Genomic DNA, 17,490 nt, shown 5'->3' on the forward strand with positions numbered 1-17,490 from the left:
ATGAGCGCTACCAGTGTATATAAGGCCCTAAATGCTGCTATCAGCAATAATTCCATTGACCTGTGGACAACAGCCAATAATTCCACCGATCTCTCGGGACTGGTGCCTGTCATGGGTTTGTTTGGCATCAAGTCTAGCTATATTCTTACCAATGTAGAGCTCATCATGTTGCCCAGTGGTACCAGCGTGCAGTTAACCGGCAGTGGTTCCTTTACCGGCAGCACTGCTTACCCTGTTATTGCTACCATGCGATACGTACAGGAAGGAAATGTCTTTTCACTGGCACTCGCAGTAAAGACTGATTGGGTGTTTTCAAATTTCTTCTCGCCACTGCCACCAACTAAAATGCAGGTACCAGCCATTGTGGAAGGCGTTACCTGGTACGATTCGATACTGACAGATATGAAGGTGGGCTCGGCGGAGTTCTCAGGCGCCAGCGGCGCCACTTCCCTGTCACTTACGGGCTTCCTGTTACTGCCCGATGAAAATCAGCCTGATAAAAAATATTTGTTGGACAAAACGCCCATGATAGGGCCGTGGCCACTTCGGATATCCGGCACCGTTACTATGCCTGATGCTAACCGTACTTACCCGCTGATGGACATCAACGCCACCGGCAGCGCCACCGTGATAGATGCTGCCAGTGAACCGGGCGTACAGGGACCTCAACCCATAGCGCTCATCAACCCCGGTCTTAATTTCGTCATAGCCTCGCTCACGCCGCCACAACCTGGTATAACTGCCTTCTCGACGGTATATCTGTATGGAGATTTTGCCATCGGTAAAATACAGGGGCGCATCCAAACGATTATCCTTTCTACCAACGATGTATGGAACTTCGTTGTACTGTTTAAAAAAGAAACCGCCTCACTGGTGCAGGGACTGGCAGAGCTGGTCGGTATTTTCGGTGTTGACCTGCCCATCCCGATGAACTTCCCCGTGCTGAGTGATTTCTATATAGCGGAAGTGGATATGGACCTGCTGAACAGCGGCACTGACCAGTTCCCGGTATTTTCGCTGAACGCATTCGGCATGACTATACGGTCAGACAAGACCTGGGACCCGCCTGTGCCATTTGTGACTATCAGTAAGGTCGGGACCCATTGGGTGTGGACCTGGTCAGAAGTGCTGAACGATAGCGGCGATTATGTAAAAGAGCATGTGGTTACCGGCAGCGTGTTCGGTACCATGAACTTTGGATCAAAAGGTTCCACGGTAATAGTAATTCCGCCGTCTCCCTACGATCCCAACAGCCGTAAAGAATTGGTGGTGCTGGATGATCAAACAGTGTCGTTCGACCTTAACATGTCGCTGCCGAATTTGATCATTAACGGCACGCTGGCAAAAGACAGCTACATTCCCATCGGCAGTGCATTTGCTTATTTCTTTGGCAGCTCCGGCCCATCTACCGGCCTGCAAAAGATGAATGTGACCAAGCTGAAATTTTCAGCAGACCCGCTGGGCCAGAATTATTTCGCTACCGCAGGCATCTTCTTCGGCGATCCCGCACATCCTGATGCGGTACAAGGTTGGGAGATCAATCTTTTTATCGCCACGATACTGGTGGAGGGTATGGAATTTGACATCGCGTTGAACAACGGAAAAATATCGGGTAGCTTGAGCGGGGTATTTTATCTGAAGCAAGGATCACCAGATAATTACAATCTGCCGCGCTTCCTTATTTCAGCGGAATACCCTGTACAAGACCCGGAAACACCACAGGGATGGACGCTCAGTGGCAAATTGTATGAAGGCACTTACATCGACCTGGTAGACCTGGTACAGCGGTTTATTTACGGCGAAGGACATACGAAACCTGACTGGATACCCGATCTCCTGGTCGACCGGCTGTATGCTACGTTTGTGACCGGCTCTAAAAAAGACGGTGTTCAGGTAGTGAAACCTTCTTATACGTTCGGCGCCACTATTTCCGCCCGCTGGGAACCCACCATTTTCGATACTCAGCTGAAAATAAATGCTTCCGCCAGTATTGATATGCAGAAGCCTGCTACCTCGGACAAAGCTACGGGCAAGATCAGCGGCATGTTCAGCGTAAACAAGATCAGGCTCACCGCAGCCCTCACCTTTGGCGTACCGGAAGCCACTTATCTTTTTAAAGTAGAATTCGATAATATATGGTTGCAGGCCACCACTTCCTGGCGCGGTGAACAAAATAACCGCCATCAGGTAGTGTCATTGCAGCTCGGCGGCGTAACGCTCGGCGATATCCTGGAATACCTCGTCAATCTCGCTGCGCCTACTCTCGGCTTCAAGCTGGATTCCCCATGGGACGTGCTGAAACAAATAGACCTCTCCCGCTTCGTGCTGACCATTGACCCTAAAGAAAACATTGTTGAATTTGTATTCAATGCGAAAGTTGACCTGGTCATAGCACAGCTGGACTCCATAGGCGTACGCTACAGCAGGCAAAGCGGCCAGGGAAAAGTCGACATGATTTTGACCGGCAGCTTCATGGGCCAGCGTTATACAGATGATAAACCGTTGAGCTGGGATGTGGTGAATGATCCCCCGCCTTCAGTTCCGGGACAGGGTCAGAGCCTGATAGACCTGCGTTATCTGGGCCTGGGACAACGTGTTACTTTCATGGGGGATACACCCAATACAGTTGCGGAGAGCATCGCCAAGCTGAGAAAAGACATGACACCGCCGCCAAGTGAAGGCAGTCCTATGCCCGATACTATGGAATACTCAGCGGAAAGCCAATGGCTCATTGGTCTCGACGTGACGCTGATGAACACTGTAGACCTGGGATTTATTTTCAACGATCCCAAACTGTACGGTCTCTCCATTGCGCTGGGCGGAGAACGTGCAGGAGCACTGGCCGGGCTGAAGTTTGAAATACTCTATAAAAAAATTACGGATGAAATAGGGATGTTCCGCATAGAATTCCAGGTGCCTGATATGTTCCGCACTATTCAACTGGGAGTAGTGACCATTACACTTGGAATTGTAGTAATAGAGATTTATACCAATGGCAATTTTAAAATAGACCTTGGTTTCCCTTACAACCGGAACTTTGCCCGTTCTTTCAGCCTGCAGGCCTATATTTTCATTGGCCGGGGCGGTTTTTATTTCGGGCTGCTTAACGGTGACACCTCTACGCAGGTGCCGCGTATTTCAAATGGCACCTTTTCACCGGTGATAGAACTTGGCATCGGCATAGCAGCAGGCGTAGGCCGTGAAATACGGGCTGGCATACTCTCCGGAGGAGCGTATGTAGAACTACAGGTGATATTCCAGGGAGTGCTGGCCTGGTTCAACCCCAGCAGCAACGGTTCCGCTTCCGTGACGTATTTCAAATGCCAGGGCGTAGCTGCCTTGTACGGCAAGATATATGGCTCCGTGGATTTTGCCGTGGTGAAGGTCTCCGTGACACTGGAAGCTTATGCACAGATCAGCATTATTTACGAGAGCTGCCAGCCTATGCTTATTACGCTGACAGCGGCCGTAAGCGCAAAGGCATCCATAAAAATATTGTTCATCAGAATTCATTTCTCTTTCAGTGTAAAGCTGGAAATACAATTTGTAATAGGTTCCGCACAGCCAACACCGTGGATACTCAGCAATAATAACGGCAGCTCAAAGTCCCTGCTGGCATCACAAGGGCATGTGCCGGTGGCATACCGCTCGAAGCAAAATTTCTATTTAAGAAACAACAAGTACCGCCGATTGAAAGCGATGCGTGTTACGCATGATGTAGCAGTGAAACGTATGCGGGCATTGGGTGTCGTCGTGGGAGATGTCGATAGTGGTTATGTGCTGAACTGGAAGCCTGGTGATAAAGTGTTTGGAGATTCCCCGCGCAAAGCACACCTGACACTGCTGCCGGCATTTACCGTGGCCGACGTGCCGGTGAACTGGAATGATACTATTCCTGATAATACCAATCCTAATTACAGAAGCGCCTTTGTATTGTTTGCCGATACAGGCATGTCGCCCACCGCAACGGACGCCGCGACATGTGCTATACGCAGCTCTGCCCACAGCGGCATGACTGCCAATGATAATGACACCAGCCTCCTGGCAGCGGATATTTTAACACAGGGACTGCTGTTATACACGATCAACGCTTTGCCACGTGATGCCGGAGAAGGCAATAACATTACAGCAGGACAAATACAATTATTGCTGGAGCAGCTGGACATGCCCGATACTATGACGAGCGGGCTTTCCATTACAGACCTGGCCACCTTCTTCAGCACCAATATCAATTTATGGATCAGTGGTGATACCGATCCCCGTCCCGATGAGAAATCGGCGATGGTATTACCCATGCCCCCATTCCTGAGCTGGACCTCACCGCAAGGAGGTAATATCGATTTTAATACAAAAAATAAAATCGGCCCATGGTATGAATGGGAGATTTCAAAACTGCTGGGTGCATACTTCCCGGTAGGCGATGAAACCGGCGGCAGGCCTTCAGAAGACAATCCTGCTAAATACGAATCATTCACCAGCTTCATGTTCCGTGATTTCTGCCTGATGGTGATACAGAACGGTGTGCAGGAAATGCAGAAACATCTTGATAACACCACTGTTACCGTACAGGATATACAGGGTGTTGTGCAAAACCTGGAACAGGTAGCAGCTTCCTTGCCCACGGCAACCGTTGTATATATCATCTGCTCCGGAGATACCGTTGAAAGCGTTGCCGAACACCTCGGCGCTACGCCGGAAGAGCTGCTGTTCCTGAATGCTACGCTGCCTGCAATACTGAGAGACAGCGATGTGGGCACCAGCATCAATGTTATACTGGGCGTAGCGCCTGAAATACTGGGGCTGGACAATGCAGACAAACCTTTCAGCATTAATCAATGTGTGTTGGGCACATTGGTGCACCAGGCCGCCACGGATGAAACGTTAAACAGTATCGCCACGCTGTTCCAGGTATCATCCGTTGCCGACATGCTCGGTTACCATGATCCGGCATTCCCTGGTCTTTCATCAGGTAACAATATACTGAAGGCCGGTGCTAAATTTGACCTGCCGCAACGCACATTTGAGAACGCGCCTGCTGATTTCGTGCAACTACGCACGGCAGGAGCTTTCTTTGTACGCTATATCGACCTTACGATATTAATAGACACGCCGCTGCCTGAAATGGCTAACTGGTACGCCCAGGTCATCGCGGAACTAAACAAGCCATTGCTGGATACATTGTTCCCCAGTCAGCCTGTTCCGGCCACGGTGGAATTGCCGCCGGGCCATTCTTTGTCAGTGCCCAACGCCTACCACATTGCTTACAAAGATGCAGGTAACACCAACAGCTATACGACGATAGCTGGTGACACCCTGGAACGCATCGGGTTTGCATTGGCGTTCCAGCAGGACTTCAGTACCACAACGCCGCCCGGTGTGCCGCAATGGCCTGCCTTCAGGGCAGCGGTAACAGCTGCCGGCGCGCAAAGCTGGAACATTCCGGCGCAGCAGGGAGTGATAGTAGAGGCTGGGTCCACCATCGAATCACTTACCCGGCAATTGATCATAGATGCAAGCTGGACCAACACCAACCCGTTGTCTCCTGCTACCGGCATATGGACCTACAACTGGACAAACGTGGCCATTTGGATCGGGCCGGCCAATATACTGGCGCTGGTGGCTTCCATTACAGTGCCCAATGCGAAAACCGCCGTATTTGATCAGGGTACGTTGAACTTTACTGTGCTGAGTAATACCTATGGTTTGCCCGTGACAGATGCGGCTACAAGGCTCAAAAAAGTGCCTGGCTTGTTTGCCAAAGACACCATATTGCTGGTAAAACACCTGCCCGCACAGGACATCGATGTACTGATTAATGCAATACTGACAGGTGATAGCTTTGCCAGCATCGTCAACCAATCATCACGCATGCTCATGTCGGGCCTGCGGCTGCCGGGCCTCAAAGAAGACCAGGGCCATGTAGTGGCGGACCCCGCTACACCATTGCCTTTGTACGATCTTACCGGTCAGCAGTTCAGCGTTGCGGTCAACAAGGACCAGCCTGCGGACACCGCACTTTCCCTGATACTTTCTTCAGAACAATCCTGGATTGAACTGTTCAGTTCCATCACTGTACAAGCAGGGCAGACATTGGCGCAGTTGGAGCAAACTTATCCCAACCTGCTTACGTACAATCCCGGCCTGAATGAAAATACTTTCAAAGTCGGGATGGTGTTGCTTACGGCAACCACCACCACACTTAATTACAGCTATACCAATCAGAATATACTGGATGCATCGCCGGCAACGGGACTATCTGTCGTGGCGGTGCCACCCACGCTTACGGCGCCTTCAGCCATGCAGATAAAAGGAACGGTGCCACGTACATATGGATTGGAACATCGTATAGAGTTGCAGTCACCGGTAACGTTGCCCATTCCGCAGGTACAGGGCCAGCCAAATGTGACTGGTAATCCGGGCCTGTGGATGCTTCCGCCAGATCTGATTGACAAAGCGCTGGCCCGCGTGGCCACACAATATGAAATACTGGCCACCCAACAAGGTTCGCCTGCGGGGAATGAGGCCATCCAACTTGATAACAGTACATTTGGCGCTATCATTCCGTTCAAGATGAAGCGGCTGGATGATGAGTCAACCCAATTCAGTTTAATTGGTGTTGATACTGATAAAAGAGATGAGCTGCTGCTGCTCAGCAGCTGGTTACAGTCGCAGGCTCCGGGCGACAAAACGGTTGCGTACCTGTTGCTGTCTCCCGCCCCGGATGCTACCAACACGGCCGGTTTAACGGTGCTGGCCAATGACCCGGCCAAAGCATTCCTGGTAAAAACAAATTTATCCACCATCTCTATGCCGCCTTCGCTGCTGATGGACGCGCCGGAAGGCCCTGTGCCTGACCCGGGATACTTTGCGTCCATGTCGTCACTGGCTAACTTCCTCGTGTTATTGTGGGAAGGAAGCGTGGTAGGGGGAACAGGTTACTATTTCAGTCCCGGTGTGAAGCTGCCTGGCAGTGCTTTTGACCAGCAGGGAAATATCGTGCTGCAGTTACTGGTCATTGCAGGCACACAACAGGCGGTAGCTCCTAATGGCCGCAGCCTGCTGCCATTCAACAACTGTGCCTTGATAGGTCCGGGAGCAGACAGCGCACAATTGTCTATTTACATCGAAAGCAATGGAAGCACCGATCCATCAGAGACCGTTACGCAGGCACTGGTGCCGCCGGGCAATGTGGGCTTTGAATTCCTTACAAAAAATCCCGATACGCTTACACTGGACGATAAAGAGAAACTGCTGAAGACCATGTACAGCCTGATGGCATTCAGTGTGGCATCACAAGCGGGTTCGCCGTTTGAGGCGCAGCCGTCAGGCATGCCCGTCGTACCTGATCCTTCAGACGGTGTGCAGTCAGCACCCTGGCAAAAAGCACGCGCATACCGAAAGGCCAAAGCAGCAGGTATATTGCAGGATGAACCGGAAAAACCATACTGGCAATACTCACAGGTGATGCCGGTATCAAGGTTTATAAAACCCGGTACCCAGCTGGCGGCTCCTGAAGTGAATGGTCTGCCACCATCAAAGGATGATCCTTACCAGGGATTCGGTACAGAGGCAACCCTGCCCACCGCCAATTTTGTGTTTGGCTTTGGTGATGTGTTAGGCAACAGGACCGGCGCTAATGGCACCGGACAGGGCACAACGCCTATCAAGGTAGGGTATACGGATAATATGGTCGGCGTTGGTGACTGGCCGTCAACGGCAAGATATTTTACCGTACAAAAGGTAAACAGCAATGCACAACTCACCGCAGTGGTGGCTCCCAGGCCTTCCGAATTGATGCCGTCACCATCCCAAAGCGGGGACGTGAACAAGGACCAGATTACGCAACAGCAACAGAAATACGGCCAGTCTTATTATCAACTGATACAGCCGGGTATGAATGCATGGCTGGTGTCCTCACTCAATTTTATTGCTGATCCTGACTACGGTAACAAAGGGGTACAGATAGATATTAACCCGCTGTGGAGGTTCGCTGCCGGATCATACGCGGTAACATACAGTCTGGGTATGTTGTCATCTGCAAAACCTGTAGGTTGCGCTACACCGGGCGACATCATTACAAAATACGGGGTGCGTTACGCGGAGCTGGCAATGGCCAATGCAGATACTTTGGTGGATGAACTGTTTGGCAGCACCTTACCGGTTGTACCGGCATATTATCCATTTGTAGAGCATTTATCTATTACCGACATGGCAGCACTGCCGCCCAAGGGCTGGCCTGCTCCTGCTCCGGCTGCGCTGCTGACTAATAACGATACACAGCTGCTGAAGATAGGCGCCGTGCTCACTATTCCTGCTAAAACAATCAGTACGGGCGCATCCTATCCTACACACAGTATGCAAACACTGGCTACTGACAATTACACCAGGGTGAGCGATCTGTCCACCGTGAACAGTGGACAGCCCATTTTGCAGGAAGGATTTGAATTTGCGGTAGAGGTAGACGATGATACAGAAGTAGTGGTGACAGTGGATGTGGTCAACAACAGCTTCAATAAAGTAATAGCCCTGTTTGCTAATGCAGGGGTCAATATTACGGTAGAGGCGCTGGCCGATCAGTACAAGGACATCGAGGGCGTATTGGCGAAGGACAAGTCGCTCACCGTACCAACCTACGTGGCCCAAAAAGAAAATACACTAAGCGAAAACAACAGCGGTGTAAGTGTGACAGATCTTGTTTCCAACAATCTTACCACTAAAGACCTGTTTGATCCGGGAGCCTTGATTTATTTTGGGAACTTTACCAATATTACAGCCAGCGATACAGCCGACACGCTGAGACAGTTTGCAGAACGGTATGCATGCCCGATGGAGTTGTTGCTGAAGGCCAATCCCGGATTTGCGTTGCCGGTTTCCAGCAAGTTTGTTGTTCCGGGCACACTGTCCTGGCCCGCTGATACCACCTTGCTCCGTGTTCCTTATACTGTTGCTGCTGCTGATACATTGAATGACATCGCAGCACGATTCAACTTCAATACTGCCCTTGGCGCCGCAGACCAACAGCTTGCTACGCTGAATGTGAATACGCCGGGAACGCTGATGCCGAACATCGATCTCGTGATACCGGTAAGCGGAACAAACTACACCGTTAATACAGGCACTGATCCATCATTTGCCTCCGTATTGAAATCACTGCAACAGCAGGTTTCGTCCGCCACGCTGGCTGATATGGTGAACGCCATTGGTGGAGAATCGAACAAACTGAATCCTGGTGGATTGTTCGTGTGTCCGCCGGCGTTATTGGCGCAAACAACTGCTCCGCAATCAATACAGCATGTATACAATGTGAGCGCCGCCGCGTTTGCATTGGCCAATACCGCAGTTCAAAACCTGATTGCCTCCAATGTGGAATTGAAGGCTACAGACCCGGAAGGCAAGATCGTTAGCATCAATACTGCCGATAATGATACGTTCAACAGCCTGATTACCCGCTTTGCGGAAGCGAAAGTATTATTAAGCGCCGATGAAATTGTGAATGCCAATCCCACTGCCATGTTGTTTAAACAGCATGCAGTGGCATTCCTGCCGCCGGCACAGGTGAACTTCCCGGTAAACATCGGGGAGGGAGGGCCATATGCCGTGCCTGTTGGTCCACTGCAGGTTGCTGTCCGCCTGTTGCGTCCCGCTTCTCTCATTTACCCGGGTTTTGAAACGCCGCATGGAATAGGGCCCGTTGAAATGGCGGAATCTGATTTCCCGGCGCCGGTAAACAGCAAGGATGCCAAAGGCAGCCTCACTTATAATCAGTTCATAGACGATATGATCAAAGCGTTGCCCAAGCTGCGGTTAGGCACCGGCCAGATAACCGGCGTGGTGCAGGACTTGTGGCAGGTGGAATTTGATGATAACGGTATTAAAAGTGTTGCGCTCAAAGGTGCTACCACTGTTAATGGTCAAAAACAACCGCGGTTCTTTGCACTGATGCCGTTGTACAGTAACCTCGTTACCCGTCCGGTACTGGTGGCGCCACTGAATACCAACGGAACACTCGGCACACCGCAGAACATATCGTACCAAAGCATCGATGTGGAACTGTGGGCACGCAGGTTCCTCGAAGACATGGACCGCTTCCTGTCAGGCCCTTATGCCATGGCTGTGTACAACAATGCCGCTATCCGGGACCAACTGAAAACGGTCATGAACGCCAAGGCTACGATGATACCCAGGATAGCGGCAGGACTGAATACTGTGCTGGACGTCACTGATCCCGGCAAACAACCGGCACTCATCAGCGCTGTAGATGCTATGACACAAATGCTGGGCATCAGCCTGGCCAATACTTACGAAGCATCTGTACTGGTGCAGTACGACTCCGCCGTGGATTCAGCATGGCAAAAGAGCTTGGGCCTTAAACCGGCCAACCTGTATGGGCAGGCAGATATTAAGACCGCCGGTGGCGGATCGGTCCCGGGCCTCACTATCATGGCGGCGAAAACAGATCTCTCCAAGGCTGCTTCTTATGTGAACTTCCTGCTGCTGCTGGACAACCCGGCATTCCATAAAGATGTTTCCGGCTCGTTTGTGTACAACCTATCGAATCTTGAGTTCAATATCAATAGCAATAACGTACCGCAAAACTACAATGCATCAGACTGGCTCACATTTACGCCATTGCTGACCAGCGCCACGAAGCCCGCGGCCTTGCAGGACACCGATCCCGGAAATGTAGACGTGCCCATTCCGTTGAGAAACTTCCCTGAGCTGCCCAAAATAGTAGTGCAGCAGGTGGTACAAAGTTATCCCGATGGGACGCAGGACGCCAGTAAGCTGGGTTTGTGGAACTATGAATTTGTATACACGCACCAGCATGCGGAGCAGGATTATGTGATGATAAAAGCAGAATTTAACCTGAGCCCTGGCGATCAGCTGAACGCGTTGACTACACAACCGAGAGACCTGTTTACAGAGCTTGCGCAGTATATGAATGTGGCTGATCAACTGTGGGGGCTGCTGCAGGCATTGACTGATAAAGAGAGCACACAAGACCCTGCCAGTGTTGCCAACGCAGTAGGCACATTTGCCACGCTGGCAGCTAATGTGGCGGAGTATTGGTCTACACGGTTGAAATCTTCAGACTTCTATACTCATCCGCAGGATTTGATGGTATCCCAGGCCAGCTATTCATTTAATGCAAGGGTAGCGTACCGTGCAAATAATGACCTGAACGAGCTAACACTGACCAGGCTGGATGCAACGCCAGGCCCCAACAATACCTGGCCCGAAGTGCATGTGCAGATACCCACTACCGGTTTATTCATCAAGCTGGAGATGCAAGCCCCGCAACAGAATGCTGTGGCGTACCTGGTGCCCGCGGAAATCGCTATTCCACCCGTGGCCTGGCCGGTATTTAAAATTGTATGGCCTGATCTGAATCTGGCGGCAGTGCAGAACGCACGTACACAAATGAACGTACAGCGGAACCAGAACCTGCTGGACAACGTACCTACTAACCAGGCTTTCATTTTCACGACAGATACCATTATTGCCCCCAGTGTCATTACACCGCTGAATAATTTCAGCAAGCGTGTTAATATCAACTCATTGGGCAATACTCTTACTGATGCATTGAATGCATGTTTTGCTGCCTTGTTTGGAAGCGGTATGTCGGGGCAAAAAGTAACTTTTGAGCTACGGTATGGTTTTGAACTGGTGCCGCCTTCCGGTGAAGCGGATGAAGGACTGGTGACGTACCTGCCGATTGGATTGTACCCTAATCAGACATTATCAGCAAATACGGCGGCTGCTTTGAACACGGTGGTACAAACATGGAAGGGCATTAATAACCCGGTAGAAAAAGGAGGGGAGTGGGTGTTCTCCATGAAGCTGTATTCGCAGGTCAGCAGCAGTGCGTATTCATTGATGAATATTGAACATTTGGTGTATAAGATACAGGCAAATTGAGCCGTATTCAGCTAAGAAACAATACGTAATTTTGGCTGATGCAAAGATTGTTTAAAATGCCCCGAAAGTGGTTGATGCTCATATACGGTGGCGTCGGAATACTCTTTGTACTCGTTGTTGCGAACCTCATTTTTAATCGTATCATTCAGCATAACGTTAGTGAAAAACTACGGCATCTTTCTCCTGAGCTGAAAGTTAGTTTTTCATCTGTCAAAAGTAATCTGTTCACTTCGTCACTTGCATTGAATAGTCTTACCATAGATTACATACCAGATAGTAATGAACTTGGGCATCAACACGTTCTTCGTTTCTCAAAAGTTGAACTGAGTGGGGTTAATTTTCTGATGATGCTGTTTCGCCGGACACTTTCTGTCAATAATTTAAAACTCAGTAATGGAAAATTGAATCTGGACCAGTTCTTAATGAATAAAACAGATACTGCACGGAAATCGCTGTTCGCTAATATGCCTTTCAATAGTATATCAGTCAGGCATTTTGAACTGACCAATATCCGGGTGTGGGAACATACAGTTCACGCCAATAAGCTGTTGCTAAGAGGGGATATCGGTGTGGATGAAATAAGTATCAATGATGTAAAGAAAGCATTCACTACAGAAAATTTTCATTTCGGGGCCATCAAAAGCAGCTTATCCGAAATTAATTATGCGATACCGAATGCCTTTCATACGGTGATGATAAAGCGGATAACGGTAGACAGTCCCCGGGGAATAGCGCAGATAGATGCTATAAAGCTGATACCGCAATACAACAAATCTGAATTTTTCAGAAGGACAGATAATCAGCCCTTATATGTAGCGGCAAATATTACAGATGTCACTATTCTCGGATTGGATATCCGGCAATTGTTTGAAAAAAAACTGGTGGCCGAAAAAATAATTTTTAACCATCCGGATTTTGATATCTATAGTGAAGAGATCGGGTCAAAAAAAGCACTGTCGCGATCATTTCTTTTTATTGACCTGAAAAAAGATATTTCATCTATACAAACAGATTTGTTCAGGATAAATCACGCTAACATCACCTATCAGGGAACAACAGGGGATGAATTGAAACTACATGGAGATATAGAGTTGGGTAAACTGAAAGCCCGGATGACAGATAGTCTTTTCAATAATAGTGAAACTCATTTCAAAACGCTTACCTGTGCCTTGACTGATATTCAATCCGTTAATTCCGGTACTTATCAGAATATTCAAATAAAGAAGTTGGATGTTGATCAGAAAGGGATGCTGCAGGCTGCTTCCGTGAAGATTGGCCCGCAATACGACAAGTTTGAGGTAGGACGAAAAGTGGGCCACCAGGTAGATGTTGTTGACGCTGTCATCTCTGGGATAACAATAACCAAACTGGATATTATCAGGTGCCTTCAACAGAAGGTAATAGCTGAACAAATATGGATAAAAGAAAGCAATATCTGTATTTTCAGAGACAGGAGGTTACCTCGTGTGTTACAATATAAACCATTACCGGTTTCATTTCTGAAGAGCATTCCGATTCATTTCCGGGTACACCATCTCAAGATGTCGGCGTCGACCTTGTTGTATGAGGAGTTTCCTAAAGACGGGTTACAAACGGGAAAACTGAAGGTAGAGAAATTTCAGCTTTCCTTGTCTCCGCTTATCAGCCACCCTAATCCATCCGATCCTGATCATATGGACTTGCATGTGGAAGGGGCTATAATGGGCTCAGGCGTCATCAGGACATCTGTTTATTTGCCGTTTAAACCTGATAAAGATTATTATATCAGTGGAGCGATTGACAACCTGGATCTTACCAGCTTAAATTCATCAGCAGAAAACCTGGGTAATTTTCATATTGAATCGGGCCTGCTTAATAATTTATCATTTCAATTCAGCCTGAATGATGAAAAGGCCACCGGAAAGGTGGTTGGAGAATATCACAACCTGGTTTTGGACAAATTAAAAGGGCAATCCAAAAAGATAGCAAAGTTTCCATCTTTTATGCTGAAACATGTGATCATTCCTAAGAATAAGGATAAATCGCTGCCTGTGGACCGCCGCACGGGTGTGATCGATTATAGGTTTGACCATACCCGTTCTGTTTCCTTCTATTTGTTGAAATCATTGTTGTCCGGTATAGAAGCGAGTTTTACATTTGGATTTTTACTCCCGAAGTAGTGTGTTTTCAGATCAGAGGCCCTGATCGGAGCCTCTGATCTGGATCATCGTCTGTATCTTATCTTTTTAACCTTTCTATTTCTTTACCTTGTTCCATCAGCAATTGTTGCTGGGCAGTTACTTTATTATTGAGTTCGATCAGGTGCAAAGTGAGTTCCTCTATTTTCTGTAGCAGCTTGGCCTGGGTTTCACCGACATCAACGCCATTTGCTTTTACCTGTTCTTCTGATGGGATATCGGGTAAACGTTTGTTTTTCTTGATGAATGCCTCCGTTTCTGTTAAAGATGGCAGACGGTATCCATCTTGAAATACGAAGTCAGCCCATCCGGATTGGGTTACTTTGACTCTTGTTGCGGTAATCATTCCATTCACCGCCAGTTTGGACTGGGGGTTTTGAGTACCGATGCCTACGTTCCCATTCTGCGTAAGGCGGATTTCTGCTGTATTGGGAGTGGCTCCTGCTACCTTAAGAGATGTATAGTCGCCAACTGTTACATTATATCCATAAGACATCAGGATGTCATTCGGCAGCGTGCCTGTGAGTGCGCGGAAAATACCGCTTGAGGATTTAACATCTCCGTTCACCTCTAATTTGGCTTGAGGGTTTTGAGAACCGATGCCTACATTGCCGCTCTGCATAAGGCGGATTTCTGCATTATTGGGAGCAGCTCCAGCTACCTTAAGGGAAGTATAGTCACCAACTGTCAGATTATATCCATATGACATCAGGGTGTCATTTGGCAGCGTGCCCGTGAGCGCGCGGAAAATTCCGGTTGAAGATTTAATATCTCCACGCACCTCTAATTTGGCTTGAGGGTTTTGAGTACCGATGCCTACATTGCCGCTCTGCATAAGGCGGATTTCTGCACTATTGGGAGCAGCTCCTGCTACCTTAAGAGAAGTATAGTCGCCAACTGTCAGATTATATCCATAAGACATCAGGGTGTCATTTGGCAGCGTACCCGTGAGCGCGCGGAAAATTCCGGTTGAAGATTTAATATCTCCACGTACCTCTAATTTGGCTTGAGGGGTAGTGGTACCGATGCCTATATTTCCGCCTTGTTTAACATACATTAAGGATGTGTTAAGGCCTGAGTTGTAAAACTCCCATCCTCCATTGGCATCCACAGAAGAGCAATCAAAGCGCAAAGTTCTGTAGGAGGCGTTAAGTGGTCTTATAAAATGGCTCTTTACCGTATATCCTGTTGACGCGTCAACACCTATGTTTAGGCCTTGATCATTACTGATGCCTATGCTCTTGGTGGTGGTACTTCCCTGTTCTGTGACGAGTTGTAGGTTCGGCGTTTGAGCGTCAGCATAGATATAGGACAATAGCAGGCTACAAAGGATAAATGGATGTTTTCTGTTCATAGATATCAATTTTTGGCAAGATAGAAAAGAAACCATGATATCCCTATACGTTTTATCCACGTTGATAAGTTGTAACGGCCTATTTGCTCAGTAACCGTTTGTTCACCACCTGCATCAGTAATTCGCGCTGGCTGCGGCTTACGGGAAGGGTATGTCCGCCTGCCTGTACCATATTGCTGTCGAGTTTACTTATTTGATGAAGGTTGACAATATAGGATTTATGTATTCTCAGGAAGCTATCTGCCGGTAGTTGTTGTTCTACATTTTTAAACGTCAGGTAGGCGATGATTTTAGTATGGATAGTTTGGATGAGTACATAGTTCTGCATGCTTTCCACGAAAAGGATGTCAGACAGCATCACTTTTTCGTATACCTGTTTGTGTTTTACAAAGATGTAGTCCTTCACAGGGGGATTGAGGGTGGAGGCAGGCTGTTGGCGCATGGAAAAATAATCCTTTGCTTTCAGTACCGATTGGGTAAAACGTTGCAGGGAAAGTGGTTTCAGCAGATAGTCGAGTACATTGAGGCGGAAGCCTTCCAGTGCGTAGTCCGGGTAGGCGGTCACCAGGATCGTCATCGGCGGGGTAGACAGTGTTTCCAGCAGATGCAGCCCGCTCACTTTGGGCATATTAATATCGAGGAACATCAGGTCTATGGGCGTTGTCTCCAGCGTTTCCCGCGCTGATGCAACATTATTGGCGGTGGCAACCAGTGACAGGAAGTCAAATGTTTTGATATATTTTTTTAATCCTTCCCGGGCGAGTGCTTCGTCGTCAACGATGATACATTTGATTTCCATACGGCAGTTTATTATCAGAGAACATTGATTTTTATTTCCAGGTAAACAACAAACTGGTCTGTTGTTTCTTTTATTGTCAGGATGTGCTGGTCCGGATAGAGGAGGGCCAGTCTTTTTTGTACGTTGGCCAGTCCTATTCCTTTGTGGGGCGAGGTTCCTTCAGGTCCGGAGGGGCTTTGTTCTTTACTGTTTTTAACGATAAAAAAGAGGGTATTCTCTTCCACTAAAAGATCTATACGGATAAAGTTAGGTTGATCGGTAAACTGGGACACATGTTTGAAGGCATTTTCTACAAAGGGTGTAAGGATCAGCGGAGAGATGTAACACAGTGGTAGATGTGGTTCCCAGTTGCAGGTTACTTTCAGTTCATTACAGCGTCGCTTATTTTCCACATTAACATAATTCTGCAGGTAGAAGATCTCCTGTTGTAATGGTATGGCTGGTTTGGAGGCATCATAGAGCTGATACCGCAAGATATCGGAGAATTCCAGTACCATGTCTGCCGCCTGCTTGGCATCTCTTTCTATCAGTACATGAATACTGTTCATCATATTGAACATAAAATGTGGATTCAGCTGGTCACGCAGCAGTGTCAGTTCTGCTTCCAGGTGGGTGGTGCGGAGCTGTTCGTGATCAATCAGGGTTTTAGCATATTCCTGGTAAAAGCGGATACCACAGATCGTTCCGCTGGTGAAAAGCATCCCGATAAAGAGGCCGGGAAACATGGTCTGTAAGCCACACGTCTGCGGGGCTGCCATTACTTTTCTGACACTGTTGCATAACGTTGGTAAACTTAAATACACCGTGATCAAACTGGTCAGGAGACAGATGATCACTGCCAGCAATGCGAACAGAAGCATCTTCCGGTGCTTTATAAAGAAGGGGAGCAGCCAGTAGCAGAGTAAAAAAGTAATGAACGTACCGGGGACTGACTCCATCAGCCCCAACTGAAGTGCCTCCCGGTCGGGAAGCCCCTGCATACGGACTTGTAGGTAGGTGAGTCCCATGTCCATTGCCCAGATAATGAGGATGACAGGCCAGGTTTTTATCAGGAAGAATGGCTTAGGCATCTGTCTGTTTTAGTGCAAAAAAATAAAAAAAAACCAAATTAGATGCGATTCTGAGAATACTTAACGCGCTTTTATCGCAGATCATATAGCATTTATGCACTTTAATCAGCAATTCCGGTAGGGTGGTCAAAATTCATATAGCCGGGTAGGTATTCTCTCTTTCTTTGCATG

5 protein-coding genes are annotated in these 17,490 nt (G+C 48.4%); 2 read left to right on the forward strand and 3 right to left on the reverse strand.

What is annotated here, in order from left to right; all coding sequences use genetic code 11:
- Nucleotides 1-11,919: a hypothetical protein gene (locus HHL17_RS11085; protein WP_169224781.1), complete on the forward strand. Its 11,919-nt coding sequence runs from the start codon at nt 1-3 to the stop codon at nt 11,917-11,919.
- Between the two features lie 38 nt (nt 11,920-11,957).
- Nucleotides 11,958-14,078 carry a DUF748 domain-containing protein gene (locus HHL17_RS11090; protein WP_169224782.1) on the forward strand — a complete coding sequence of 707 codons (2,121 nt, stop codon included), beginning with the start codon at nt 11,958-11,960 and terminating at the stop codon, nt 14,076-14,078.
- 58 nt (nt 14,079-14,136) lie between these two features.
- On the opposite strand, the gene HHL17_RS11095 is transcribed toward HHL17_RS11090, so the two are convergent.
- The 3 genes from HHL17_RS11095 to HHL17_RS11105 all read right to left on the reverse strand — a co-directional run bounded on the left by HHL17_RS11095 (nt 14,137) and on the right by HHL17_RS11105 (nt 17,319).
- Nucleotides 14,137-15,450, reverse strand: coding sequence for a hypothetical protein (locus tag HHL17_RS11095; protein WP_169224783.1), 1,314 nt, complete (start codon nt 15,448-15,450; stop codon nt 14,137-14,139).
- 79 nt (nt 15,451-15,529) lie between these two features.
- The gene (locus HHL17_RS11100; RefSeq protein ID WP_169224784.1) at nt 15,530-16,249 is read right to left on the reverse strand and encodes a LytR/AlgR family response regulator transcription factor; all 720 of its coding nucleotides are present in this window, start codon (nt 16,247-16,249) and stop codon (nt 15,530-15,532) included.
- A gap of 14 nt (nt 16,250-16,263) precedes the next feature.
- Nucleotides 16,264-17,319: a sensor histidine kinase gene (locus HHL17_RS11105; RefSeq protein ID WP_169224785.1), complete on the reverse strand. Its 1,056-nt coding sequence runs from the start codon at nt 17,317-17,319 to the stop codon at nt 16,264-16,266.
- Nucleotides 17,320-17,490 lie beyond the last annotated feature (171 nt).

This window comes from Chitinophaga fulva, assembly GCF_012927205.1.
Lineage (GTDB): Bacteria > Bacteroidota > Bacteroidia > Chitinophagales > Chitinophagaceae > Chitinophaga > Chitinophaga fulva.

Excerpts from the sequence above, each read along its gene's own strand:
- HHL17_RS11085 (WP_169224781.1), top strand. The coding sequence starts at position 1 with ATGAGCGCTACCAGTGTATATAAGGCCCTAAATGCTGCTATCAGCAAT.
- HHL17_RS11100 (WP_169224784.1), bottom strand. The coding sequence starts at position 16,249 with ATGGAAATCAAATGTATCATCGTTGACGACGAAGCACTCGCCCGGGAA.
- HHL17_RS11095 (WP_169224783.1), bottom strand. The coding sequence starts at position 15,450 with ATGAACAGAAAACATCCATTTATCCTTTGTAGCCTGCTATTGTCCTAT.
- HHL17_RS11090 (WP_169224782.1), top strand. The coding sequence starts at position 11,958 with ATGCAAAGATTGTTTAAAATGCCCCGAAAGTGGTTGATGCTCATATAC.
- HHL17_RS11105 (WP_169224785.1), bottom strand. The coding sequence starts at position 17,319 with ATGCCTAAGCCATTCTTCCTGATAAAAACCTGGCCTGTCATCCTCATT.